The organism is Streptococcus saliviloxodontae, from assembly GCF_016908655.1.
Lineage (GTDB): Bacteria > Bacillota > Bacilli > Lactobacillales > Streptococcaceae > Streptococcus > Streptococcus saliviloxodontae.
On record NZ_JAFBEI010000001.1, the window covers coordinates 22,612 to 47,710 of the forward strand.

Consider the following 25,099-nt stretch of genomic DNA (forward strand, 5'->3'; position numbering starts at 1 on the left):
AATATATGAGAATAGCAGACAAAACCGTTACCCGCGCTATCTTAGAGCGTCATGGGTTTACCTTTAAGAAATCATTCGGTCAGAACTTTTTGACCGATACCAATATTTTACAGAAAATTGTTGACACGGCAGAGATTGACAAGGGTGTCAACGTGATTGAGATTGGTCCTGGTATCGGGGCTTTGACGGAGTTTTTGGCTGAGAATGCCGCTGAGGTTATGGCTTTTGAGATTGATGATCGTCTCATTCCTATCTTGGCTGATACGCTCCGCGATTTTGACAATGTCCAAGTGGTCAATCAGGATATCCTAAAAGCGGACTTGCAAACGCAGATTAAGGCTTTTAAAAATCCCGACCTACCAATCAAGGTCGTGGCAAATCTGCCTTATTACATCACGACGCCAATCCTCATGCACTTGATTGAGAGCAAGATTCCTTTTCAAGAGTTTGTGGTTATGATGCAAAAAGAGGTGGCAGATCGTATCTCAGCTGAGCCCAATACCAAAGCTTATGGTTCACTGTCAATCGCTGTGCAGTATTACATGACGGCAAAAGTTGCCTTCATCGTGCCACGTACCGTCTTTGTTCCAGCACCGAATGTGGACTCCGCCATCCTCAAGATGACGCGACGTGAAACACCTTTGGTTGACGTGAAGAACGAGGATTTCCTCTTTGATGTTTCAAAAGCCAGCTTTGTTCACCGCCGCAAGACCCTGTGGAACAATCTGACCAACCGCTTTGGTAAATCAGATGAGGTAAAAGCAAAACTTGAAAAAGCTTTGGAAATAGCAGAGCTAGCCCCTAATGTCCGTGGTGAGGCTCTTTCTATCGAAGACTTTGCACGACTATCAGATGCTTTAGAAAGCGTTGCTTTGTATTAAGAAAGATGAAAGGCGAGAAGGTTCTCAAACCTGTAAAGCCTTTCATTTTTTCTTTTGTTCACTTTTCAGATATGGTATAATAGGCATATCAAGACCGTAAAGGAGTTCATTTGCAAGGTAGAATTATTAAAGCCTTGGCTGGTTTTTACTACGTCCAGTCAGAAGGTAGAACTTATCAGACACGAGCGCGTGGCAATTTTAGAAAAAAAGGACAGACTCCCTATGTGGGCGACTGGGTGGAGTTTTCAGCGGAAGAGCAGTCAGAAGGCTATATCCTGTCCATCGCTGAGCGTCAAAATAGCTTAGTGCGTCCACCTATTGTCAATATCGATCAGGCAGTGGTCATCATGTCTGCTAAAGAGCCTGATTTTAACAGCAATCTTTTGGATCGCTTCCTGGTGCTCTTAGAGCACAAGGCTATCCAGCCTGTAGTTTATATCTCCAAGACAGACCTTTTGGAGGATTTAACAGAGCTAAAAGCCACTCGTGACAAGTATGAGGCTATCGGCTATGACTTTGTCTATTCTTTGGATGAATTGCTGCCGCTCTTAGCTGATCAAGTAACGGTCTTTATGGGGCAGACAGGGGTTGGTAAATCCACCTTGCTCAACAAAATTGCTCCTGATTTAGAGCTGGAAACAGGTGAGATTTCAGATAGTCTAGGACGTGGTCGTCACACGACGCGTGCTGTCAGTCTCTATGATGTTCATGGTGGAAAAATTGCGGACACGCCAGGTTTTTCATCGCTTGATTACGAGGTCTCTACGGCTGAGGATTTGAGCGAAGCCTTTCCAGAAATACGAAAAGCCAGTCACGGTTGTAAGTTCCGTTCTTGCACCCATACCCATGAGCCATCCTGTGCTGTCAAGGAAGCTGTCCAAGCTGGAGACATCTGGCAGATTCGTTATGATAACTACCTTCAATTTCTTAGCGAGATTGAAAACCGTCGTGAAACTTATAAGAAAACAATCAAAAGAAAGTAGGTACTCTTATGTCAATTAAAATCGCTCCGTCAATCCTAGCAGCAGATTATGCTAACTTTGCTTCAGAATTGAAACGTATCGATGAAACAGGTGCAGAATACGTCCATATCGACATTATGGATGGGCAGTTTGTACCTAATATCAGTTTTGGTGCTGATGTGGTTGCTAGCATGCGTAAGCACAGTAAACTTGTCTTTGATTGTCACTTGATGGTGGTTGACCCAGAACGTTACGTGGACGCGTTTGCGCAGGCTGGTGCTGATATCATGACTATTCACGTTGAAGCAACCAAACATATCCATGGCGCTCTTCAAAAAATCAAAGCTGCTGGTATGAAGGCTGGTGTGGTGATCAACCCAGGAACACCAGTTGAGGCATTGGAACCTGTACTGAATCTAGTTGATCAAGTACTTATCATGACCGTTAACCCAGGTTTTGGAGGACAAGCCTTTATCCCAGAGGCGCTTGAAAAAGTGAGCCGCGTTGCTGCTATCCGTGATGAAAAAGGCTACGCTTACGACATTGAAGTCGACGGTGGTGTGGACAATGAAACCATTAAAGCTTGTTACCAAGCAGGAGCTAATGTTTTTGTAGCAGGTTCTTATCTCTTCAAAGCTAGTGATTTGACAGCCCAAGTTCAGACATTGAGAGATGCCTTGAATGACTAAAATTGCTTTAATTGCAGGTGGTGATCAGAGTCGATTATCGCCTGATTTTGACTACTATGTTGGAGTTGATAGAGGATGCCTATTTCTGTTAGAGAGTGGGCTTTCTTTAGATATGGCTGTCGGTGATTTTGACTCTGTCACTGCTGATGAATGGAAACTCATAGAAACTCAGTCTAAGGTGCTTATCAAGGCTGCTGCGGAAAAAGATGATACAGATACGGAATTAGCCCTAAAAGAGATTTTCAAACGTTACCCACAATCACAAGTCTATCTTTACGGAGTTTTCGGTGGACGATTGGACCACCTCATGTCTAACATTTTTCTGCCTAGCGATCCAGATCTTGCTCCTTTCATGCAGCAGATCCATCTGTTAGATGATCAGAATCAGCTGTCTTACTGCCCCGCAGGTAAGCACCGCCTTTATCCTAGAGAGGGCATGACCTATATCTCTTTTATGACAGAAGGAGAAGGGCTACTGACCATCAAGGGAGCCAAATATGAGCTAGATGCTAGTAATTTCTTTAAGAAAAAAAATTATTCTAGTAACGAATTCACGAATAAGCCTATTGACATTACCTTGACTGAAGGTTATGTATTAGTGATCTACACCAAAGATAGGAGATAAAATGACAGTTTTGATACTTTTAGTTATAGTGATAGTATTACTCTTGGTCGTTTATCTGATGACAAGAGTGAAATCACTAGAACAGGAACTAGATCAAAAGTTGGATGACAGCTCTGACCGTTTGTCGGATCAGTTGTCCTATCTACTAGAGGTCGGTCACAAAAATCAAGCCCTTGAAGTGAGTCAACAACTTGGTCGTCTGCAGACGGATCTTTATCAAAACTTGTCAGAGATACGAGATGTCCTTCATCAGAATTTGACAGACAACCGTGACCGCTCTGATAAACGTCTAGAAAGCATGAATCATCAGTTGACACAGGCTGTCAAGGATATGCAAGATTCTAATGAAAAACGCCTTGACCAAATGCGTCAGACTGTTGAGGAGAAGCTAGAGAAGACCCTGCAGACCAGACTACAAGCCTCGTTTGACACGGTTTCAAAACAGCTAGAATCTGTCAATCAAGGTCTAGGTGAGATGAAGTCAGTTGCTCAGGATGTTGGTACCCTTAATAAGGTACTGTCCAATACCAAAACACGTGGTATTCTAGGAGAGTTACAACTTGGACAAATTATCGAAGACATCATGACTGAGAATCAGTATGAGCGTGAATTTGCGACAGTTAAGGGGTCGTCAGAGCGTGTCGAATATGCCATAAAATTACCAGGAACAACTGCGGCTGATTATGTCTATCTACCAATTGACTCTAAGTTTCCTCTGGAGGATTACTATCGTTTGGAAGAGGCTTATGAGACAGGAAGTAAAGATGAGATTGACCTCTATCGGAAGTCTCTCTTGGCTAGCATCAAACGATTTGCCAAGGATATCAGAACCAAGTACCTCAATCCACCAGAGACGACTAATTTCGGTATTATGTTCTTACCGACTGAAGGTCTTTACTCAGAGGTTGTGCGAAATGCTAGCTTCTTTGATGCTCTGCGTCGTGATGAGCAGATTGTGGTGGCAGGCCCTTCTACCTTATCAGCCCTGTTAAATTCTTTATCTGTTGGTTTTAAAACCTTGAACATCCAAAAAAATGCTGATGACATTAGTAAGATTTTGGGCAATGTTAAGACGGAGTTTGGTAAGTTTGGTGGTATGCTAGTTAAGGCGCAGCGCCAACTAACGACAGCCAGTAAGACCGTTGACAGTCTCTTGACCACTAGAACAAATGCTATTATGAGAGCACTTGATACCGTGGAGGATTATCAAGATAGCGATACTCAGAAACTACTCAATATCCCCCACTTAGAAGATGAGGACTAGTATGAAGATTAGTCAAATGAAAAAAGATGAGCTTTTTGAAGGTTTTTACTTAATTAAAAGAGCAGAGCTCAGAAAAACACGTGCTGGTAAGGACTTTATCTCTTTTACCTTTCAGGATGATAGTGGTGAAATCTCTGGAAATCTCTGGGATGCTCAAGCCTACAATGTTGATGAATTTGTAGCTGGTAAGGTTGTTCATATGCAAGGGCGTAGGGAAGTCTATAACGGGATGCCTCAAGTGAATCAGATTACGCTGCGAAACCCACGCGAAGGAGAACCGCACGACCCTTCAGATTTTAAAGAAAAATCGCCGGTTAATGCTAAGGAAGTTAGAGAGTACTTAGAACAAAAAATGTTTCATATTGAAAATCCAGTATGGCAACGTATCGTTCGAGCCCTTTATCGCAAGTATGATAAGGAATTCTTTGTTTATCCTGCTGCCAAAACAAACCACCACGCTTTTGAGTCTGGACTTGCCTATCATACGGCGACCATGGTGCGTTTAGCGGATGCGATTGGAGACATCTATCCAGAGCTTAACAAGAGTTTGCTCTATGCAGGCATTATGCTACATGATTTGGCTAAAGTGATTGAGTTATCTGGTCCTGAAAATACAGAGTACACCATTCGTGGAAACTTGATTGGTCATATTGCTTTAATTGATGAAGAAATCACTAAGGTAATCTTAGAATTAAATATTCCGGATGATAAAGAGGAAGTCACTATCTTGAGACACGTGGTTCTAAGTCACCATGGCTTGTTAGAGTACGGCAGCCCAGTTCGTCCTCGTATTATGGAAGCTGAAATTATCCATATGATTGACAATATCGATGCCAACATGATGATGATGCTGACGGCACTTAATCAGGTCAGAGAAGGGGAAATGACGAACCGTCTTTTTGCAATGGACAATCGTTCCTTCTATAAACCCAAATATAATCATTAAATTTAACAAAAATGGACATTTTTCAAAGCGAAATGTTCGTTTTTTCTTTCTCTTATGATATAATACCATTGAATGACACTGATCAAATGAACCATTTGTCTATTATGAACGACAGGTAAAGTAAGAGCTTATCTGATAGCTATTTGCACAATGAAAACAGAATCTTATTGATGGGTTCTGTTTATTAGTTCCTAATATTTTGATGTCTCTATCCTCAAGAAAAGAGATGGCTTTATTTGAAAAAAGAAAATGGAGTAAACATGAAATTAAGACGTAGTGAGCGTATGGTTGTTATCTCGAATTACCTGATTAACAACCCATACCAATTAACAAGTTTGAATACCTTTGCAGAGAAGTATGAAGCAGCAAAATCTTCGATTTCAGAGGATATTGCTATTATTAAGAAAGCATTCGAAGAAAGTCATATTGGTGAGATTGAGACAGTTACAGGAGCAAGTGGAGGCGTCATCTTCACCCCTACGATTGCGATAGATGAAGCCAAAAAGATCGTCCAAGAGCTTTGTGAGAGTCTTTCTGAAAGTGATCGTATTCTTCCAGGAGGTTACATCTACTTATCAGATCTTCTCAGTACACCACATGTATTGCAGAGCGTAGGACGTATCATCGCTAACGCTTTTAAGGGGCAAAAAGTAGATGCCGTGATGACTGTTGCGACGAAAGGGGTTCCTTTGGCAAATGCTGTTGCTAATGTTCTGAATGTTCCGTTTGTTATTGTACGCCGTGATTTAAAAATCACAGAAGGTTCAACGGTATCGGTTAACTATGTTAGTGGATCGAGTGACCGTATTGAGAAGATGTTCTTGTCAAAACGTAGTTTGAAAGCTAACAGTCGTGTTTTGATTGTGGATGATTTCTTAAAAGGTGGCGGAACTATTTCAGGTATGGTTAGCTTATTGAAGGAATTCGATTCTACATTAGTTGGAGTTGCTGTTTTTGCGGATAATACTCAAGAAGAACGCGATTCATTTGACTATAAATCGCTATTGAGTGTTTCAGAGATTGATGTTAAAAATAACCGCGTACATGTTGAAGTTGGAAATATTTTTGACTAAAATATATGAAAAAAATTGACAAAGAGTGCTGTCTATGATATTATTATAGACGGTACTTTTTACTTTTGGTCTCTCATAAGTGTACAGAGACGTGCTGACAATAGTTGCAAAAGTACACCCAGATATGGGCTGTCACCGAGTGCCATATCAACCAAAAATAAAAAACACAGGAGAAATGTAGATGCCTACAATCAACCAGTTGGTACGTAAACCACGTAAATCTAAAGTTGAAAAATCTAAATCACCAGCCTTGAACGTTGGTTACAACAGCCACAAAAAAGTTCAAACAAACGTATCTGCACCACAAAAACGTGGTGTTGCAACACGTGTTGGAACAATGACACCTAAAAAACCTAACTCAGCCCTTCGTAAATTTGCTCGTGTACGTTTGAGCAACCTTATTGAAGTTACTGCTTACATCCCAGGTATCGGACACAACCTCCAAGAGCACAGCGTTGTTCTTATCCGTGGTGGACGTGTAAAAGACCTTCCAGGGGTACGTTACCATATCGTCCGTGGTGCACTTGATACTGCAGGTGTAGCTGATCGTAAACAAAGCCGTTCTAAATACGGTGCTAAACGTCCTAAAGGATAAGAAGGGAGATAAGATAAAATGAGTCGTAAAAATAGAGCGCCTAAACGCGAAGTATTGCCAGATCCATTGTACAATTCAAAAATCGTTACACGTCTTATCAACCGTGTAATGCTTGACGGTAAACGCGGTACTGCTGCAACAATCGTCTACGATGCTTTTGAAGCAATCAAAGAAGCAACTGGTACAGATGCACTTGAAGTGTTTGAAACAGCTATGGACAACATCATGCCTGTACTTGAAGTACGTGCACGTCGTGTTGGTGGTTCAAACTACCAAGTCCCAGTTGAAGTTCGTCCAGAACGCCGTACTACACTTGGTCTTCGTTGGTTGGTTAATGCATCACGTGCTCGTGGTGAACACACTATGAAAGATCGTCTTGCAAAAGAAATCATGGATGCTGCAAACAACACTGGTGCATCAGTTAAAAAACGTGAAGATACTCACAAAATGGCTGAAGCAAACCGTGCATTTGCACACTTCCGTTGGTAAGATTAGACTGCTTTGGTATTTATTAGCTAAAACCAGCTATCTTTATCAGCAATAAAAAGTAACAAACGGGTAGGTCCTGCCTATCCGTTTTTGCTAAATCATGGTATAATAAACAAGTAAAATAAAATTATAGGAGAAATAACCTAATGGCTCGCGAATTTTCACTAGCAAAAACTCGTAACATCGGTATCATGGCTCACGTCGATGCCGGTAAAACAACAACAACTGAGCGTATCCTTTACTATACTGGTAAAATCCACAAAATCGGTGAAACTCACGAAGGTGCTTCACAAATGGACTGGATGGAGCAAGAGCAAGAACGTGGTATCACAATCACATCTGCCGCTACAACAGCGCAATGGGATGGTCACCGTGTTAACATCATCGATACACCAGGTCACGTGGACTTCACAATCGAAGTTCAACGTTCACTCCGTGTTCTTGATGGTGCCGTAACTGTTCTTGATGCACAATCAGGTGTTGAGCCACAAACTGAAACAGTTTGGCGTCAAGCAACTGAGTACCGTGTACCTCGTATCGTTTTCGCTAACAAAATGGACAAAATCGGTGCTGACTTCCTTTACTCAGTAAGCACACTTCACGACCGTCTTCAAGCGAACGCTCACCCAATTCAATTGCCAATCGGTGCTGAAGATGATTTCCGTGGTATCATTGACTTGATCAAAATGAAAGCTGAAATCTACACTAACGACCTTGGTACAGATATTCTTGAAGAAGATATCCCAGCTGAGTACGTAGAACAAGCTGAAGAATACCGTGAAAAATTGGTTGAAGCAGTTGCAGAAACTGACGAAGACCTTATGATGAAATACCTTGAAGGTGAAGAAATCACTAACGACGAATTGAAAGCTGCTATCCGTAAAGCAACTATCAACGTTGAGTTCTTCCCAGTTCTTTGTGGTTCAGCCTTCAAAAACAAAGGTGTTCAATTGATGCTTGATGCAGTTATCGACTACCTTCCAAGCCCACTTGACATCCCTGCAATCAAAGGTATCAACCCTGATACTGACGAAGAAGAAACACGTCCAGCATCTGATGAAGAGCCATTTGCAGCGCTTGCCTTCAAGATCATGACTGACCCATTCGTAGGTCGTTTGACATTCTTCCGTGTTTACTCAGGTATCCTTGAATCAGGTTCATACGTTCTTAACACTTCAAAAGGTAAACGTGAACGTATCGGACGTATCCTTCAAATGCACGCTAACAGCCGTGAAGAAATCCAACAAGTTTACGCTGGTGATATCGCCGCTGCCGTTGGTTTGAAAGATACAACTACTGGTGACTCATTGACTGATGAGAAAGCTAAAGTTATCCTTGAGTCAATCGAAGTTCCAGAACCAGTTATCCAATTGATGGTTGAGCCAAAATCTAAAGCTGACCAAGATAAAATGGGTATCGCTCTTCAAAAACTTGCTGAAGAAGATCCAACATTCCGCGTTGAAACAAACGTTGAAACTGGTGAAACAGTTATCTCAGGTATGGGTGAGCTTCACCTTGACGTCCTTGTTGACCGTATGAAACGTGAATTCAAAGTTGAAGCTAACGTTGGTGCGCCTCAAGTATCATACCGTGAAACATTCCGCGCTTCTACACAAGCACGTGGATTCTTCAAACGCCAATCTGGTGGTAAAGGTCAATTCGGTGACGTTTGGATCGAATTCACTCCTAACGAAGAAGGTAAAGGATTCGAATTCGAAAACGCTATCGTCGGTGGTGTGGTTCCTCGTGAATTCATCCCAGCCGTTGAAAAAGGTCTTGTAGAATCTATGGCAAACGGTGTTCTTGCTGGTTACCCAATGGTTGACGTTAAAGCTAAACTTTACGATGGATCATACCACGATGTCGATTCATCTGAAACAGCCTTCAAGATCGCTGCATCACTTGCCCTTAAAGAAGCTGCTAAATCAGCACAACCAGCTATCCTTGAACCAATGATGCTTGTTACAATCACAGCTCCAGAAGACAACCTCGGTGACGTTATGGGTCACGTGACTGCACGTCGTGGTCGTGTTGACGGTATGGAAGCACGTGGTAACACACAAGTTGTTCGTGCCTTCGTTCCACTTGCTGAAATGTTCGGTTACGCAACAGTTCTTCGTTCTGCAACTCAAGGACGTGGTACATTCATGATGGTATTTGACCACTATGAAGATGTTCCTAAGTCAGTTCAAGAAGAAATCATCAAGAAAAACTCTGGTGAATAATTTCTAAAAATCTGAGATTTTATCTCAGATTTTTTTATTTTTCTATGTGAAAATTGCTGAGCTACTAACATAAAAAATAACGATTTTGATAAAATTTATTATTCCTGCTATAGCACTGTCAGTAACGCATTGCGTGCAAAATTAGTTGCTTTTTTAGCCAAATAGTTATATAATAAGAACGTTGAAAGGTTGAATTGTCTTTAGTCAAGTTAATCTTTTCACATATGGTTTGAGAGCTTGCTCTCTAAAAAATAATTTTTTTGATTTTCATAAGGAGGAAATCACTAATGGTAGTTAAAGTTGGTATTAACGGTTTCGGTCGTATCGGTCGTCTTGCTTTCCGTCGTATCCAAAACGTAGAAGGTGTTGAAGTTGCACGTATCAATGACCTTACAGATCCAAACATGCTTGCACACTTGTTGAAATACGATACAACTCAAGGTCGTTTCGACGGTACTGTTGAAGTTAAAGAAGGTGGATTCGAAGTTAACGGTCAATTCGTTAAAGTTTCTGCTGAACGTGAACCAGGAAACATCGACTGGGCAACTGACGGTGTAGAAATCGTTCTTGAAGCTACAGGTTTCTTTGCTTCTAAAGCAGCTGCTGAGCAACACATCCACGAAAACGGTGCTAAAAAAGTTGTTATCACTGCTCCTGGTGGTAACGATGTTAAAACAATCGTTTTCAACACTAACCACGACATCCTTGATGGTACTGAAACAGTTATCTCAGGTGCTTCATGTACTACAAACTGTCTTGCACCAATGGCTAAAGCTCTTCACGATAACTTCGGTGTTCAAGAAGGTCTTATGACAACTATCCACGGTTACACTGGTGACCAAATGGTTCTTGACGGACCACACCGTGGTGGTGACCTTCGTCGTGCACGTGCTGCTGCAGCAAACATCGTTCCTAACTCAACTGGTGCTGCTAAAGCTATCGGTCTTGTTATCCCAGAATTGAACGGTAAACTTGACGGTGCTGCACAACGTGTTCCAGTTCCAACAGGTTCTGTAACTGAATTGGTAGCTGTACTTGACAAAAACGTTACAGCTGAAGAAGTTAACGCTGCTATGAAAGCTGCTTCAAACGAATCATACGGTTACAACGAAGATCCAATCGTATCATCAGATATCGTTGGTATCTCATACGGTTCATTGTTTGACGCAACTCAAACTAAAGTTCTTGACGTTGACGGTAAACAATTGGTTAAAGTTGTTTCATGGTACGACAACGAAATGTCATACACTTCACAACTTGTACGTACTCTTGAGTACTTCGCAAAAATTGCAAAATAATTTTAACTAAATAAATCTTATTAGTTAGATAGAAAAACCTTTAGAATTACTATTCTGAAGGTTTTTTTACTTTTATATATTAGGAACACATTAGATAGAATAATGAAATCGCAAGTGTAAGTGATTGACAATTGTCTCAAAATCATATACCATTAAGATTATAAAAACATAAGAGGTAAATTATGAAAATCAGAAATTTTATTGCACTAACGGTTGTTACAACTAGTCTAGTAGTTTTAGGAGCTTGCTCTACAAATAGTTCATCTAGTACAGCATCAAAAACGCAAAGTTCAGCAGACAAGGCTACGATGACTTATGATAAGTTGAGCAGTGATGAAAATACCATGTCTGCGTTATGGTATCAAACATCAGAAGAAGCTAAGGCTATCTATTTACAAGGATATAGTCTTGGCAAGTTAAGATTAGAGAGTTGGCTTAGTAAGGCTAGTGATAAACCTTATTCAATAGTCTTAGATTTAGATGAAACAGTGCTGGATAATAGTCCTTATCAATCACAAAATGTTATCGATGGATCAAGTTTTAATGCCAGTGAGTGGGATGAATGGGTTCAAAAGAAAGAAGCTAAGCCATTACCAGGTGCAAAAGATTTTCTAAATTATGCTAATGACAATGGCGTTCAGATTTACTATATATCAGATAGAACGAGTTCACAGGTTAAGGCGACTGAGGAGAACCTAAAAGAACAAGGTTTGCCAGTACAAGGTGAAGATCACTTGCTTTTTTATGAGGATGGTATGACATCTAAAGAAAGCAGACGTCAAAAGGTTCAAGAATCAACTAATCTAATCCTCTTATTCGGGGATAACTTAGTTGACTTTGCAGATTTCTCAAAAACATCTACAAAAGATAGAGAGCAATTATTTGATAGTTTGCAAGGAGAATTTGGGGATAAATTTATCATTTTTGCCAACCCAATGTATGGTTCTTGGGAAACTGCTTTATATAATGGTAAAAGTTTAGATTCTAAAGGTAAGGTCAGTGCTCGCCACGATGCTTTAGTTGGTTATAAATAATATGATAGTTGATAGAGTGAGTTTCACGATATCAACTATTTTTTGTTAGATAGAGATTAGTAATGATTTACAAGGCTTTTTTGTGAAATTTTTCCTTTATTTTGGCAGGGGAGAAGAAATTATGGTATAATGAACCTGTATAAAAATTTTAAAGGAGTCTTACTAATGGCTAAATTGACTGTTAAAGACGTTGAATTGAAAGGTAAAAAAGTTCTCGTTCGTGTTGACTTTAACGTACCTTTGAAAGATGGCGTTATCACTAACGACAACCGTATTACTGCGGCTCTTCCAACTATCAAGTACATCATCGAACAAGGTGGTCGTGCAATCCTCTTCTCTCACCTTGGACGTGTTAAAGAAGAAGCAGATAAAGAAGGTAAATCACTTGCACCAGTTGCTGCAGACTTGTCTGCTAAACTTGGTCAAGAAGTTGTCTTCCCAGGTGCTACTCGTGGAGCTGACTTGGAAGCAGCTATTAATGCTCTTGAAGATGGACAAGTTCTTTTGGTTGAAAACACTCGTTTTGAAGATATTGACGGCAAAAAAGAATCTAAAAATGATGAAGAACTTGGTAAATACTGGGCATCACTTGGAGATGGTATCTTTGTAAATGATGCATTCGGTACAGCTCACCGTGCTCACGCATCTAACGTTGGTATCTCTGCAAATGTTGAAAAAGCAGTTGCTGGTTTCCTTCTTGAAAACGAAATTGCTTATATCCAAGAAGCAGTTGAAACTCCAGAACGTCCATTCGTAGCTATTCTTGGTGGTTCAAAAGTTTCAGATAAAATCGGTGTTATCGAAAACCTTCTTGAAAAAGCTGATAAAGTTCTTATCGGTGGTGGTATGACTTATACATTCTACAAAGCTCAAGGTATCGAAATCGGTAACTCACTTGTAGAAGAAGACAAACTTGATGTTGCAAAAGCTCTTCTTGAAAAATCAAACGGCAAATTGATCTTACCAGTTGACTCAAAAGAAGCTAATGCATTTGCAGGTTACACTGAAGTTCGTGATACTGAAGGTGAAGCTGTTTCAGAAGGTTTCCTTGGTCTTGACATCGGTCCAAAATCAATCGCTAAATTTGACGAAGCCCTTACAGGTGCTAAAACAGTTGTATGGAACGGACCAATGGGTGTATTTGAAAACCCTGACTTCCAAGCTGGTACAATTGGTGTAATGGACGCTATCGTGAAACAACCAGGTGTTAAATCAATCATCGGTGGTGGTGACTCAGCAGCAGCAGCAATCAATCTTGGCCGTGCAGATAAATTCTCATGGATCTCAACAGGTGGTGGTGCTTCAATGGAACTCCTTGAAGGTAAAGTTCTTCCAGGTCTTGCAGCATTGACTGAAAAATAATATGTCTTTTTAAAGACTAGAAAAGAATCTAAGGCGCATGCTTTAGGTTCTTTTTTGATCTCCATTTGATAAAACTTAGTTCAAAATCAGGTAATATCGAGGTAAGTTTGTTGTAAATAGAGGATTAATTGCGTTTGTGAAGCGATAAAGGTGATAAGATTATTGATTTAGTAGGTATAAATATGAGAAAGAGACGATTTTAGGAAAAAGGTTAAAAATACTATATTCATCAGATTTGAGTGATAAAGAAATAGATTATTTTAGTAAACTATTACAATTTTAAAAATTTTGTGATACACTAAGGAAGTATTTTTTTAGATTAGAGGAGTGGTTATGAACTACAAGTTTGATCCAAAGCAATTTAGGCTAGGGATGCGTACTTTAAAAACGGGAATCTCCGTTTTCTTAGTATTGCTTATGTTTTTTACTTTGGGTTGGCAAGGGACTCAGATAGGTGCTTTGACTGCTGTTTTTAGTTTGCGTGAAGATTTTGATAAAAGTGTCCATTTTGGAACTTCTCGTATTCTAGGAAACACAATAGGAGGAGTCTTATCTCTGATTTTTTACTTTATTCGAGGTTGGTTTCATGGTGCTATTTGGGTAACCTTGTGTTTAGTTCCGCTTTTAACAATGCTGACAATCATGATAAATGTTGCCATGAATAATAAAGCTGGTATTATTGGTGGTGTGTCAGCGCTTTTGATTATTACTTTATCAATACCCGCAGGCGATACGATATTATATGTTTTAGCACGTATTTTTGAAACCTTTTGTGGTGTTTTCATTGCTATGTTTGTTAATTATGATTTGTCTCGTATAAAATCGTATTTCTCGAAGCATTAAGAATGAGGTAAGAGTACTGATACTATTGTATATGATATAACAAGGCATAAGGACCTTATTTGACTGATATTATAGTTACTAAAAAATGGGATAGGTGGTCTAACACTATTTAGCAGTGAGACTATCTATCTTATTTTGCTTATCTAGAGATATTTTTTAAGAAGCGAATAAATCCCCTAAATATATGTTATAAAATATAACATTAGGCTTGACATGTCCAAATATTCAGAATATAATGGAAGGGTGAGAGGAGGAAGTCATGAAAGAAAAAGAACTCCGGCGTTCTCTAGCAGTTTTTCCTATTGGAACTGTTATGAAATTAACCGATTTATCTGCAAGGCAGATCCGATACTATGAAGATCAAGGCTTATTGACCCCAGATCGTAGTTCTGGTAATCGTAGACTCTATTCTTTAAAAGACATGGATGTCTTGTTAGACATTAAAGATTTGCTTGATGAAGGGTTAAATATGGCAGCTATCAAGAAAGAATATGCTAGTCGTAAGAATAAGGCAGAACAAAGAACGCAGCCTTTGACTGATGCTGATGTTCGTCGTATCTTGCATGATGAACTCCGTAATCAGGGTGGTTTTGCTAACCCGACACAATTTGGTAGTTTTCGTATGTAGAATCATACGTCTTAATTTGGTTTGAATAAAAAGGAGACCTATAATTATGGCAATCACAGCAGCTGACATTCGTCGTGAAGTTAAGGAAAAAAATGTAACTTTCCTCCGTTTGATGTTCTCAGACATCTTGGGAGTAATGAAGAATGTGGAGATCCCAGCTACTGACGAGCAATTGGATAAAGTCTTGTCAAACAAAGCGATGTTTGATGGCTCATCAATTGAAGGATTTGTACGCATCAATGAATCAGATATGTACCTCTACCCAGATCTCGATACTTGGACTGTTTTCCCTTGGGGTGACGAAAATGGTGCTGTCGCAGGATTGATCTGTGATATTTACACTGCAGAAGGTGAGCCTTTTGCAGGTGACCCTCGTGGCAACTTGAAAAAAGCACTTCGTCACATGGAAGAAGTTGGTTATAAATCATTTAACCTCGGTCCAGAACCTGAATTTTTCCTTTTCAAAATGGATGAACAAGGAAATCCTACTCTTGAAGTAAATGACCGTGGTGGTTATTTCGACCTTGCTCCAACTGACTTGGCAGATAACACACGTCGTGAAATTGTTAATGTTTTGACTCAGATGGGCTTTGAAGTAGAAGCGAGCCACCACGAAGTTGCAGTAGGTCAGCACGAAATTGACTTTAAATACGCTGATGTTTTGAAAGCTTGTGACAATATTCAAATGTTCAAGTTGGTTGTTAAGACAATTGCTCGTAAACATGGTCTTTATGCTACCTTCATGGCTAAACCTAAATATGGTATTGCAGGTAGTGGTATGCACTGTAATATGTCACTCTTTAATGATAAGGGTGAAAATGCCTTCTTTGATCCAGAAGATCCACGTGGTATGCAATTATCACAAGATGCTTACTATTTCTTGGGTGGTTTGATGAAGCATGCTTACAACTACACAGCGATTATCAACCCAACTGTTAACTCATACAAACGTTTGGTTCCAGGATACGAAGCTCCAGTTTATATCGCATGGGCTGGTCGTAACCGTTCACCACTTATTCGCGTTCCTGCATCACGTGGTATGGGAACTCGTCTTGAGCTTCGTTCAGTTGATCCAATGGCAAATCCATACCTTGCCTTGGCAGTTCTTCTCGAAGCAGGTCTTGATGGTATTGAAAATAAAATCGAAGCACCAGCACCAGTTGAGACAAACATCTATGCCATGACAGCTGAAGAGCGTAAAGAAGCAGGTATCATTGATTTGCCATCAACACTTCATAATGCGCTTAAAGCTCTTCAAACTGATGATGTCGTTAAGGCTGCGCTTGGTAACCACATCTACACTAACTTCCTTGAAGCAAAACGTATTGAATGGTCTTCATACGCAACCTTTGTTTCACAATGGGAAATTGATAACTACCTAGATATTTATTAATAATAATTGAGTTGTGAAGAGAGCAAACCTTGATTTGCTCTCTTTTTGTCTAAATTTATTTTTAAATGAGTTTTATGTGTCTTTAGAATTAAAATGTAATCTAACTTTATTGCTTTTTTATAATATTGTTACATTTAATTGTTATACTATAAAGTGTCATTTGGGAGGTTTAGAAATGCAACAGAAGATTTTTACAAAAAATAAAATGAAACAGACATCTATGATTCTTTCGGCTTTTTTGGGAGTTGGTTTACTGGCTCAAGAAGTTAAGGCTGATAGTTATACGATTCAAGAAGGAGATTCTTTCTATAGTATAGCTAGCCAGCATGGTATGGATATGTATGACTTGGCAAGTCTTAACGGAATGACTGTAGATAGTTTGATTTTGCCAGGTCAGACGCTTGCAGTATCTGCAACTACTGTAGCAAGTAATGATGATAACACAGCTACTAGCCCTGCTATTAGTCTAGATTATTCAACAGGCCAAGCCCTGAATGTGATTCAAAATGAGTATGGACAGACTCTAGAAGTTGATGAGAATGGTAATGTTACCAATACCTATCCACTGGGTGAATGTACTTGGGGTGTTAAAGAATTGGCCCCTTGGGCAGGTGACTGGTGGGGAAATGGAGGTGACTGGGCTTCAAGTGCAGCTGCGGCAGGATATGCTGTCGGCACTACCCCTGTAGTTGGCTCTATCATCTGTTGGACGGATGGAAGCTATGGGCATGTTGCCTATGTGACAGCAGTTGAGAGTGATACTAAGATTCAAGTATTGGAATCAAATTACAAATCCCAGCGTTGGATTGATAATTATCGTGGTTGGTTTGATCCAACTAATAGTGTTACAGCGGGAACGGTTCACTATATTTATCCAAATGCTTAAGATAGATAAGAGGTAAATTGTCATGGATGATAGTTTACCTTTTTTGTGTCAGTAGGTCTTTATTTTTAGTAGCTACCTGAGTGGTCTATGTTTAATCAACTACTGTATAAAATATCAATAAAGAGGATAGGCTCTTTTTCTTAAATGAAAGCCTTTTAAGCTTAAAGAGAGGTGCTAGAAAAGGAATGCTAAATTAGCTGTTATGTTATTAAAGGTTTTGTCATAGGTTTGTCATAAAGGTTCGTTATGATAGAGAGGCTATATGTGAAAAAGAGGTTTAGGAGTTTAGATCAAAATATTATAGTTGAAAGGAACTCTTGAATAATGAAACTAACAAAAACACTTGCTACAGCGACGTTCGCTCTATCTTCGATGGCTCTGCTTTGGTCTGGTCAAATGGCTAGTGCTGATGACTACAGTGATTATAGCTATAGCTATAGCTATACAAGTAGCGATTCAAGTAATCTCTACCCAGTTGGGCAATGTACCTGGGGAGTCAAATCTATAGCAACTTGGGCAAGTAATAGCTGGGGAAATGGTGGTGATTGGGCTACTAATGCTGCAGCAGATGGCTATAATGTTGGTACAACACCAGTAGTCGGGTCTATCATTTGTTGGACTGATGGTGGCTATGGACACGTCGCCTACGTTACAGATGTTTCAGCAAATGGTCAAATTCAAGTTTTGGAATCTAACTATGCTGGTAATATGGCATTAGCTAATTATCGTGGTTGGTTTAATCCAACTAATAGTGTTACAGCAGGTGCTGTCTCATATATCTATCCGAATAGTTAATAGAAAAAATCCGAAATGGTTACTAACCATTTCGGATTTTTATTAGTTATTGTCTGGTGTTAGCACCATAGGGATAATAATTGGTTCACGTTCAGTCTTTTCATAGAGGAAAGGACGAAGAGCGTTAACAATAGCACCATTGACAGACTGGATGCTGGCATCCTTATTCTTGAGAGCGATCCGAATAGCGTTGAAAAGCACGCGTTGGCTTTCACGAATGAGATCGCCAGATTCACGCATGTAGATGAATCCTCGGCTGAGGATATCTGGTCCTGCAAGAATCATTTTTGATTTGAAATCAACTGTTGCAACAGCTAGAACGACACCATCTTCTGAGAGATCACGTCGATCGCGAAGAACTGCCGCTCCGATATCGCCGATACCGTTACCGTCAACGTAAATATCTTGTGCATTGAAATGACCAGAGATACGGGCAGAGTCTTTAGTGAGGGCGAGGACATCACCGTTTTCCATGATGAAGATGTTATCCTTTTCAACCCCTGTATCAACGGCAAGTCCGGCATGGACTTTTTGCATGCGATACTCACCGTGAACTGGCATGAAGTACTTCGGCTTAATTAAGCGGAGCATCAATTTTTGCTCTTGTTGTCCACCGTGACCTGAGGTGTGGATATTATTAATTTTACCATGGATAACATCAACGCCAGCTTCTTGAATGGTGTTAATCAATTTGTTAACACTTGTGGTGTTACCAGGAATTGGGCTTGATGAGAAGATAACTGTATCACCTGGCTGTAGTGTGACTTGGCGGTGTGTTCCATTGGCAATACGTGCTAGCGCAGCCATTGATTCACCCTGTGATCCTGTACACATGATTAGAATCTCACTGGCGTGGTATTCTTTAATCTCGTTGGGTTCGATGAAGGTTCCTTTTGGAACTTTTATATAACCAAGTTCAATACCGTTAACAATAGCTTTCTCCATAGATCGTCCGAAAACAGCAATTTTACGTCCGGTTTTAACAGCAGCTTCTGCAGCTTGTTGGAGACGGAAGATGTTTGAAGCAAAGGATGCAAATATGATACGTCCTTGGATGCCTTCGATGATCTTCATAATGGATTGTCCGACGACTTTTTCTGAGTTGGTAAAGGTCGGTACCTCAGCATTTGTTGAGTCTGATAGTAGACAGAGGACTCCTTCCTCACCTAGGGCTGCCATGCGGTGAAGGTCAGCAGGTTCTCCAACTGGAGTGAAGTCAAATTTGAAGTCACCAGTACAGACAATTTTCCCTTGAGGTGTGTGGATAACGATTCCTAGAGGCTCTGGAATCGAGTGAGTTGTGCGGAAGAAAGTTACACTTAGATTTTTGAAGGTTAACTCAGTATTGTGATTGATTTCATAAAGTGTAGCATCTCGTAAAAGTCCGTGCTCTTCGAGTTTTCCTTTGATTAGCGCCAGAGCTAGTGGTCCTGCGTAAATAGGGATATTAGCCTGTTTGAGAAGGAAAGGAATACCACCGATGTGGTCTTCGTGACCGTGGGTGATGACAAGAGCCTTGATACGATCAATGTTTTCAACGATGTAAGAATAATCAGGGATAACATAGTCGATACCTAAGAGGTCATCTTCTGGGAATTTGATACCAGCATCTACGATGATAATTTCATCTTGGTATTCGATACCGTAAGTATTTTTACCGATTTCTCCCAGACCACCAATCGCATAAACCCCAACTTCTTCAGGTTTAAGATTGATATTACTCATAAAAGATAGGGTTCCTTTCTTAGAGTTCTGTTAGTTCGAAGGCACCAGTTTCCTTTTCGTATTCGAGGTGTTTATCTGAGAGAAGCTCGATAAATTCAATGTTATAGGCTGTTTTTTCTTCGACGAGTTTACGTGCTTTGATGCGTCCTTCTAATTCTTGATCAGCATCAATATCAAGGTAAAGTGCCTTAGTTAGTTCGCGACGTGGGTTACGTGTTTTTGTTTCTTGGTAGAAAACTTTATAAATCATGGTGTTCCTTTCTGATATGAAGATTGTCTTCGAGATATGATCATGGCTAATCCAAATCATCAAAAAACAGTTAAAAGGATAGCTAGACTGCTATTTTTAACTAGAAAATATGAAATTTTTAAGAGTAGTGGCCTTAGCCTTGATTCGTTTACAATTACTAAAATTATACCATATTGTGGCACTTTGGAAAAGGAAATGCTAGAAAAACTTGAGGAATGTTCGCCCTTATGGTTTTATGCTATAATAGGTAAGACAAAATTCGGATAAAGGAAAGGTCACGATGAATATTTTAGCCTTTGACACATCAAGTCAAGCCCTTGCGATAGCGCTCTATCGAGATGAGGTTTTACTTGGTGAACTCACTATAAACGTTAAGAAGAACCATAGTATCTCCCTTATGCCAAGTATTGACTACTTGGTATCAACTTGCGATTTGACCCCACAAGATCTTAATCGTATTGTGGTGGCAGAAGGTCCAGGGTCTTACACAGGGCTTCGTATGGCAGTAGCGACTGCTAAGACTTTGGCTTACGCCCTTAAGATTGACTTGGTAGGAGTGTCTAGTCTCGCTGCTCTGACGGATGTGGCATTCGATGGTTTAATTGTTCCATTGATAGATGCACGCCGCAATAATGCCTACGTTGGTTTTTATGAAAATGGAAGAAGCATTAGCCCAGACCGTCATGCCAGTCTTGATACCATTTTGGAAGAGGTCAAAGGACGTGATAAGGTCATGTTTGTTGGAGAAGTGGTCAATTTCCGCCAGCAGATTGAGGAAGTAATGGCACAGGCTCATATCAAAGAAACCTTGCCATCAGCTAGACTTCTGGTTGCACTTGGTAAGGACAAGGAACCTGATGATGTGGATGCCTTTTTGCCTAATTACTTGAAAAAAGTTGAGGCAGAGGAAAATTGGCTCAAAACGCATGAAGAAGGCTCGTCCGACTATATCAAGAGGGTTTAATCATGCTGACAGAAGACTATGTGAGAGCAACTTTCGCTATTTTAGAAGACGTTTATGGTAACTCTCCTTGGAATCTGGAACAGATTGGCAGAGACTTTGAGCAGGATAATACGGATTACTTTTTTGTGTCTGACAGAGATGAGATTGTTGGTTTTTTAGCCATTCAAAATCTTGTTGGTGAGCTTGAAATCACCAATATTGCTGTTCTAAGAGCCTATCAAGGCCAAGGCTACGCTGATAAGCTCATGCAGCATTTGGCTGAGAGAAATGAAACGATTTTCTTAGAGGTGCGTGCGTCAAATAAAGCGGCGCAAGCCCTTTACCAAAAACATGGTTTCGAGGTCATCGGGCAGCGCAAGGACTATTACCATGAGCCAAAGGAAGATGCCTTGCTGATGCAGCGTAAAGGAAATAAATAATGAAACAGAATATGACAGATAGATATTTATTGGCAATCGAGTCGTCGTGTGATGAGACCAGTGTTGCCGTTTTGAAAAATGATAAGGAACTGCTGAGCAATATCATTGCCAGTCAGGTGGAGAGCCACAAGCGGTTTGGTGGCGTGGTGCCTGAGGTTGCCAGTCGCCATCACGTTGAAGTTATCACAACTTGTATCGAGGATGCTCTGCGTGAGGCAGGGATTGAAGCTAATCAGCTAGAAGCAGTGGCTGTGACTTACGGACCAGGGCTAGTCGGAGCGCTTTTGGTGGGAATGGCTGCGGCGAAAGCCTTTGCTTGGGCTAATAACTTGCCACTTATTCCTGTCAACCACATGGCTGGTCACTTGATGGCAGCGCGTGAGGTTAAGGAATTGACCTACCCACTGATGGCTCTTTTGGTGTCTGGAGGACATACAGAGCTGGTTTACGTGACAGAGCCAGGAAATTATCATATCGTTGGTGAGACGCGTGACGATGCTGTTGGAGAGGCTTATGACAAGGTTGGTCGTGTTATGGGCTTGACCTATCCAGCGGGTCGTGAGATTGATGAACTCGCTCATAAGGGGCAAGATGTCTATGATTTCCCACGTGCCATGATCAAGGAAGACCATTTGGAATTTTCATTTTCAGGTTTAAAATCAGCTTTTATCAATTTACACCATAATGCAGAACAAAAAGGAGAGGCGCTTGTCTTGGAGGACTTATGTGCTTCTTTCCAAGCTGCAGTTTTGGATATTTTGCTAGCTAAAACCAAGAAAGCTTTGGAGAAGTACCCTGTGGAAACCTTGGTGGTTGCAGGTGGTGTTGCGGCTAATCAGGGCTTGCGTGAACGTCTTGCAGAGGAAATCACAGATGTTGACGTGATTATCCCGCCACTACGTCTCTGTGGCGACAATGCAGGTATGATTGCCCTTGCGGCTGCGGTGGAACGTGATAAGGGACATTTTGCAGGTTTTGACCTCAATGCTAAGCCTAGTCTTGCTTTTTCAACGTACGAAGGCTAGAGAGCTTGTTAAAACTTTGGGATCTAACATTAGTTAATCTGATAGATAAGTCATCCTTTTGACCTTTTCAAAAGGGTGTTTTTAAACCTAATAGGTTTAGTCTATGAACCAACAAAACATTTAGATAGGAAAATGATGACAATAGAAAAAAATGCGTTTAAGGATGGCGTCAAAGCTTCTCTACCGACAGCTTTAGGTTATGTATCCATTGGTATTGCCTGTGGTGTTGTTGGGGCTAGTTCGGGCTTGAGCCCTTTGCAGATGGGGTTGATGAGCGCCATGATTTATGCGGGCTCTGCTCAGTTTGCCTTTTGTGCTCTGGTGGTATCGGGAGCTGACCTTCCCTTGTTGGTAGTGACTGTTTTTTTAATTAATTTGAGAAATTTTCTCATGAGCCTACATGCAACGACGGTCTTTCCTAAGGTCTCTATCTGGCATGGTATTGGTATTGGTACACTCATCACTGATGAGAGTTATGGTGTTATGCTTAATGAATCTTTACGAACTAAGGAAATCAGCCCTTTTTGGATGCATGGTAACAATCTAGCTGGTTATATCACTTGGGTGGTTTCGGTTTATTTGGCAACGATTTTAGGTGCTTATATCCCTGACCCTAAGATTTTTGGCTTGGATTTTGCTTTGGTGGCCATGTTTGTTTCTATTTTTGAGTCTCAATTAGCGGCGATGCTACAGTTGTTAGCTAAGCAAAAGCTATTTTTGATTTTAGCAGCAGTTACGGTGTCCTATGTATTGTTGCTTCTTGTTGTTTCATCATCAGTTGCTGTTTTAGGAGCAACGTTTATTGGCTGTTTTGTGGGGGTTCTTTTAGATGACAAATGAGATGATTTATGTCGCAATCGTATTGGGTGCCTTGGTAACCTGGTTACCTCGAATCGCTCCTTTTATCCTGACCAAGTACAAGGGGTTACCAGATATTGTCTTACGTTTTTTGAATTACTTACCCATCACCATTATCTTTGCATTGACCTTATCAAGTGTATTTGAAGAAAAAGCTGGTGCTTTACCAAGTATCAAATGGTTAGAGCTGTTAGCTATTTTTCCTACTTTTTGGGTAGCAGCTAGGACGAAAAATATCCTCTTAGCTGTTGTGACGGGAGTAGTGCTAATGGCAGGTTTGCGTTTCTTCTTTTAACTATGTTATACTAACAGCAATTAGAAAAACAAGAGGTATTGACATGATTCACTTTGAAAATGATTATAACGAAGGTATTCATCCAGAGTTGTTAAAAACGCTGGTAGAGACTAATGAAGAAAATCTATCTGGTTATGGAACAGATACTTATACACAGGAAGCTGTGGAAAAGATTCGTCAGGCAACCAATTGTCCACAGGCTCAGGTGCAGTTTTTAACAGGCGGGACGCAGACCAATCAAGTTGTCATTAATAGTCTCTTAGCCTCTTATGAGGGGGTTATCGCTGCTGAGACTGGGCACATTTCGACCCATGAAGCTGGAGCTATCGAGTTTTCAGGTCACAAGGTGCTAACGCTACCACATGAAAATGGTAAGATCAAAGCGGCTGATGTGGCAGCCTATCTGGCAGATTTTTACGCAGATGGCAACCACGAGCATATGGTCTTTCCAGGTATGGTTTACATTTCGCATCCGACTGAGTATGGCGCTCTTTACACCAAGGCTGAGTTGCAGGAGCTCTCTGAGCTTTGTGACCAGTATGAGATTCCTCTCTTCATGGATGGCGCCCGCCTAGGCTATGCCCTCGGTTCGCCAGAGACTGATGTGACTTTGGAGACAATCGCAGAGCTTTGCCACGTCTTTTACATCGGCGGTACCAAGCTGGGTGCCCTTATTGGAGAAGCTGTTGTCTTCACTAAACATAATATGCCTAAGCATTTCACGCCGATTGTCAAACAGCACGGTGCCCTAGTAGCCAAAGGAAGAATTTTTGGTCTTCAGTTCAGTCGTTTCTTCACGGATAATCTTTATGTGGAAATCGGTCGTAAGGCTGTTGCTCAGGCTGAGGAGCTCAAGGCTATCTTACGTGACAAAGGTTACCGTTTTTATTACGCCTCACCAACCAATCAGCAATTTATCATTGTGGAAAACAGTCAGCTGGAAGAACTCGCTCAAAAGCTAGCTTATAGTTTTTGGGAAAAATACGATGATGAGCACACTATTATCCGTCTAGCGACCTCATGGTCAACGACAGACCAAGATTTGGCAGCATTGAGAGAGGTTTTGTAGTCAATGGTAACTGTTACAGTATTTGAAAAAGAGGACAATCAAGCGGTTAGTGACCTGATTTTGTCCATCCAAAGAGAGGAATTTGGCCTTGCTATTGACCTAGATGATCAACCTGATGCAGCCTCTTACCAACAAAAAGGAGGACAGTTTTGGACGGTAAAGACAAAGGAAGGGGCTGTTGTTGCTTGTATTGGTCTTGTTGCTTTAAAAGATGGAAATGTTGCTCTGAAAAAAATGTTTGTGGCTAAAGCCTATAGACGTTATGGATTAGGACGTTTATTGGTTGATCGTTATTTGACTTATTGTCGTGAGCATGCCTTTCAGGCAGTCTTTTTAGGGACGACCGACCGCTTTCAAGCTGCGCAGCAGTTCTATCAAAAAGTTGGCTTTAAGCTAATTGAAAAAGGCGATTTGCCAGTGGACTTTCCGCTACTAGAAGTGGATAATCGTTATTATTGTTACCAGTTAAACTAAAAGAGGTTGGATAGCCAACCTCTTTTGTGTGA

At 40.7% G+C, this 25,099-nt stretch carries 28 protein-coding genes; 26 read left to right on the top strand and 2 right to left on the bottom strand.

Features of this window, described 5'->3' with window-relative positions:
• Nucleotides 1-5: 5 nt before the first annotated feature.
• From rsmA to JOC31_RS00190, 18 genes are all read left to right on the top strand, one after another.
• Nucleotides 6-881 (top strand): 16S rRNA (adenine(1518)-N(6)/adenine(1519)-N(6))-dimethyltransferase RsmA, encoded by an 876-nt coding sequence (gene rsmA / locus JOC31_RS00105; RefSeq protein WP_205016189.1) that lies wholly within the window; start codon nucleotides 6-8, stop codon nucleotides 879-881.
• 110 nt (nucleotides 882-991) lie between these two features.
• A complete protein-coding gene (gene rsgA, locus JOC31_RS00110) occupies nucleotides 992-1,864 on the top strand; it encodes a ribosome small subunit-dependent GTPase A (RefSeq protein ID WP_205016190.1) in 873 nt (290 codons plus the stop codon).
• An 8-nt stretch (nucleotides 1,865-1,872) separates the two neighbouring features.
• Nucleotides 1,873-2,532, top strand: coding sequence for a ribulose-phosphate 3-epimerase (gene rpe, locus JOC31_RS00115; protein WP_205016191.1), 660 nt, complete (start codon nucleotides 1,873-1,875; stop codon nucleotides 2,530-2,532).
• Complete coding sequence (locus JOC31_RS00120) at nucleotides 2,525-3,157, top strand: thiamine diphosphokinase (protein WP_205016192.1); 633 nt, start codon at nucleotides 2,525-2,527, stop codon at nucleotides 3,155-3,157. The genes rpe and JOC31_RS00120 overlap by 8 nt, the downstream gene beginning before the upstream one ends.
• A gap of 58 nt (nucleotides 3,158-3,215) precedes the next feature.
• Nucleotides 3,216-4,421 carry a DNA recombination protein RmuC gene (locus JOC31_RS00125; RefSeq protein WP_386705657.1) on the top strand — a complete coding sequence of 402 codons (1,206 nt, stop codon included), beginning with the start codon at nucleotides 3,216-3,218 and terminating at the stop codon, nucleotides 4,419-4,421.
• Between the two features lies 1 nt (nucleotide 4,422).
• Nucleotides 4,423-5,367, top strand: coding sequence for a 3'-5' exoribonuclease YhaM family protein (locus tag JOC31_RS00130; RefSeq protein WP_205016194.1), 945 nt, complete (start codon nucleotides 4,423-4,425; stop codon nucleotides 5,365-5,367).
• Between the two features lie 260 nt (nucleotides 5,368-5,627).
• Nucleotides 5,628-6,440, top strand: a complete 813-nt coding sequence (purR, locus tag JOC31_RS00135) for a pur operon repressor (RefSeq protein WP_205016195.1) — start codon at nucleotides 5,628-5,630, stop codon at nucleotides 6,438-6,440.
• 181 nt (nucleotides 6,441-6,621) lie between these two features.
• The gene (gene rpsL, locus JOC31_RS00140) at nucleotides 6,622-7,035 is read left to right on the top strand and encodes a 30S ribosomal protein S12 (protein WP_195676362.1); all 414 of its coding nucleotides are present in this window, start codon (nucleotides 6,622-6,624) and stop codon (nucleotides 7,033-7,035) included.
• Nucleotides 7,036-7,053: 18 nt separating this feature from the next.
• Complete coding sequence (rpsG, locus tag JOC31_RS00145) at nucleotides 7,054-7,524, top strand: 30S ribosomal protein S7 (protein ID WP_205016196.1); 471 nt, start codon at nucleotides 7,054-7,056, stop codon at nucleotides 7,522-7,524.
• 146 nt (nucleotides 7,525-7,670) lie between these two features.
• Complete coding sequence (fusA, locus tag JOC31_RS00150) at nucleotides 7,671-9,749, top strand: elongation factor G (RefSeq protein WP_205009665.1); 2,079 nt, start codon at nucleotides 7,671-7,673, stop codon at nucleotides 9,747-9,749.
• 287 nt (nucleotides 9,750-10,036) lie between these two features.
• Nucleotides 10,037-11,047 carry a type I glyceraldehyde-3-phosphate dehydrogenase gene (gene gap / locus JOC31_RS00155; RefSeq protein WP_205009664.1) on the top strand — a complete coding sequence of 337 codons (1,011 nt, stop codon included), beginning with the start codon at nucleotides 10,037-10,039 and terminating at the stop codon, nucleotides 11,045-11,047.
• A 182-nt stretch (nucleotides 11,048-11,229) separates the two neighbouring features.
• On the top strand, nucleotides 11,230-12,081 hold the full coding sequence (locus JOC31_RS00160) for a 5'-nucleotidase, lipoprotein e(P4) family (protein ID WP_205016197.1): 852 nt from the start codon (nucleotides 11,230-11,232) through the stop codon (nucleotides 12,079-12,081).
• Nucleotides 12,082-12,246: 165 nt separating this feature from the next.
• Nucleotides 12,247-13,443 carry a phosphoglycerate kinase gene (locus tag JOC31_RS00165; protein ID WP_205016198.1) on the top strand — a complete coding sequence of 399 codons (1,197 nt, stop codon included), beginning with the start codon at nucleotides 12,247-12,249 and terminating at the stop codon, nucleotides 13,441-13,443.
• Nucleotides 13,444-13,776: 333 nt separating this feature from the next.
• A complete protein-coding gene (locus JOC31_RS00170; protein ID WP_205016199.1) occupies nucleotides 13,777-14,286 on the top strand; it encodes an FUSC family protein in 510 nt (169 codons plus the stop codon).
• 259 nt (nucleotides 14,287-14,545) lie between these two features.
• On the top strand, nucleotides 14,546-14,914 hold the full coding sequence (locus JOC31_RS00175) for a MerR family transcriptional regulator (protein ID WP_205016200.1): 369 nt from the start codon (nucleotides 14,546-14,548) through the stop codon (nucleotides 14,912-14,914).
• A gap of 46 nt (nucleotides 14,915-14,960) precedes the next feature.
• Nucleotides 14,961-16,307 carry a type I glutamate--ammonia ligase gene (glnA, locus tag JOC31_RS00180; protein WP_205016201.1) on the top strand — a complete coding sequence of 449 codons (1,347 nt, stop codon included), beginning with the start codon at nucleotides 14,961-14,963 and terminating at the stop codon, nucleotides 16,305-16,307.
• 220 nt (nucleotides 16,308-16,527) lie between these two features.
• A complete protein-coding gene (locus JOC31_RS00185; RefSeq protein WP_386705654.1) occupies nucleotides 16,528-17,193 on the top strand; it encodes a CHAP domain-containing protein in 666 nt (221 codons plus the stop codon).
• 324 nt (nucleotides 17,194-17,517) lie between these two features.
• The gene (locus JOC31_RS00190) at nucleotides 17,518-17,988 is read left to right on the top strand and encodes a CHAP domain-containing protein (RefSeq protein WP_205016203.1); all 471 of its coding nucleotides are present in this window, start codon (nucleotides 17,518-17,520) and stop codon (nucleotides 17,986-17,988) included.
• A gap of 42 nt (nucleotides 17,989-18,030) precedes the next feature.
• Here JOC31_RS00190 and rnjA read toward each other — a convergent pair whose 3' ends face one another.
• Together rnjA and JOC31_RS00200 are read right to left on the bottom strand one after the other, a co-directional pair.
• A complete protein-coding gene (rnjA, locus tag JOC31_RS00195; RefSeq protein ID WP_205016204.1) occupies nucleotides 18,031-19,713 on the bottom strand; it encodes a ribonuclease J1 in 1,683 nt (560 codons plus the stop codon).
• 19 nt (nucleotides 19,714-19,732) lie between these two features.
• The gene (locus JOC31_RS00200; RefSeq protein WP_205016205.1) at nucleotides 19,733-19,963 is read right to left on the bottom strand and encodes a DNA-dependent RNA polymerase subunit epsilon; all 231 of its coding nucleotides are present in this window, start codon (nucleotides 19,961-19,963) and stop codon (nucleotides 19,733-19,735) included.
• Between the two features lie 42 nt (nucleotides 19,964-20,005).
• Between JOC31_RS00200 and JOC31_RS00205 the strand changes: the two genes are divergently transcribed.
• The 8 genes from JOC31_RS00205 to JOC31_RS00240 all read left to right on the top strand — a co-directional run bounded on the left by JOC31_RS00205 (nucleotide 20,006) and on the right by JOC31_RS00240 (nucleotide 25,067).
• On the top strand, nucleotides 20,006-20,230 hold the full coding sequence (locus JOC31_RS00205; RefSeq protein WP_205016206.1) for a hypothetical protein: 225 nt from the start codon (nucleotides 20,006-20,008) through the stop codon (nucleotides 20,228-20,230).
• 13 nt (nucleotides 20,231-20,243) lie between these two features.
• Entirely contained in the window at nucleotides 20,244-20,927 is a 684-nt protein-coding gene (gene tsaB / locus JOC31_RS00210) for a tRNA (adenosine(37)-N6)-threonylcarbamoyltransferase complex dimerization subunit type 1 TsaB (protein ID WP_205016207.1), read from the top strand.
• Nucleotides 20,928-20,929: 2 nt separating this feature from the next.
• Nucleotides 20,930-21,346: a ribosomal protein S18-alanine N-acetyltransferase gene (gene rimI / locus JOC31_RS00215; protein ID WP_205016208.1), complete on the top strand. Its 417-nt coding sequence runs from the start codon at nucleotides 20,930-20,932 to the stop codon at nucleotides 21,344-21,346.
• A gap of 11 nt (nucleotides 21,347-21,357) precedes the next feature.
• Nucleotides 21,358-22,371: a tRNA (adenosine(37)-N6)-threonylcarbamoyltransferase complex transferase subunit TsaD gene (gene tsaD, locus JOC31_RS00220; protein ID WP_205016254.1), complete on the top strand. Its 1,014-nt coding sequence runs from the start codon at nucleotides 21,358-21,360 to the stop codon at nucleotides 22,369-22,371.
• Nucleotides 22,372-22,506: 135 nt separating this feature from the next.
• Nucleotides 22,507-23,211, top strand: a complete 705-nt coding sequence (locus tag JOC31_RS00225) for an AzlC family ABC transporter permease (protein ID WP_239551603.1) — start codon at nucleotides 22,507-22,509, stop codon at nucleotides 23,209-23,211.
• The gene (locus JOC31_RS00230) at nucleotides 23,201-23,524 is read left to right on the top strand and encodes an AzlD domain-containing protein (protein ID WP_205016209.1); all 324 of its coding nucleotides are present in this window, start codon (nucleotides 23,201-23,203) and stop codon (nucleotides 23,522-23,524) included. Before JOC31_RS00225 ends, JOC31_RS00230 begins: the two co-directional genes overlap by 11 nt.
• A gap of 43 nt (nucleotides 23,525-23,567) precedes the next feature.
• Complete coding sequence (locus tag JOC31_RS00235) at nucleotides 23,568-24,593, top strand: threonine aldolase family protein (protein WP_205016210.1); 1,026 nt, start codon at nucleotides 23,568-23,570, stop codon at nucleotides 24,591-24,593.
• 3 nt (nucleotides 24,594-24,596) lie between these two features.
• The gene (locus tag JOC31_RS00240) at nucleotides 24,597-25,067 is read left to right on the top strand and encodes a GNAT family N-acetyltransferase (protein ID WP_205016211.1); all 471 of its coding nucleotides are present in this window, start codon (nucleotides 24,597-24,599) and stop codon (nucleotides 25,065-25,067) included.
• Nucleotides 25,068-25,099 lie beyond the last annotated feature (32 nt).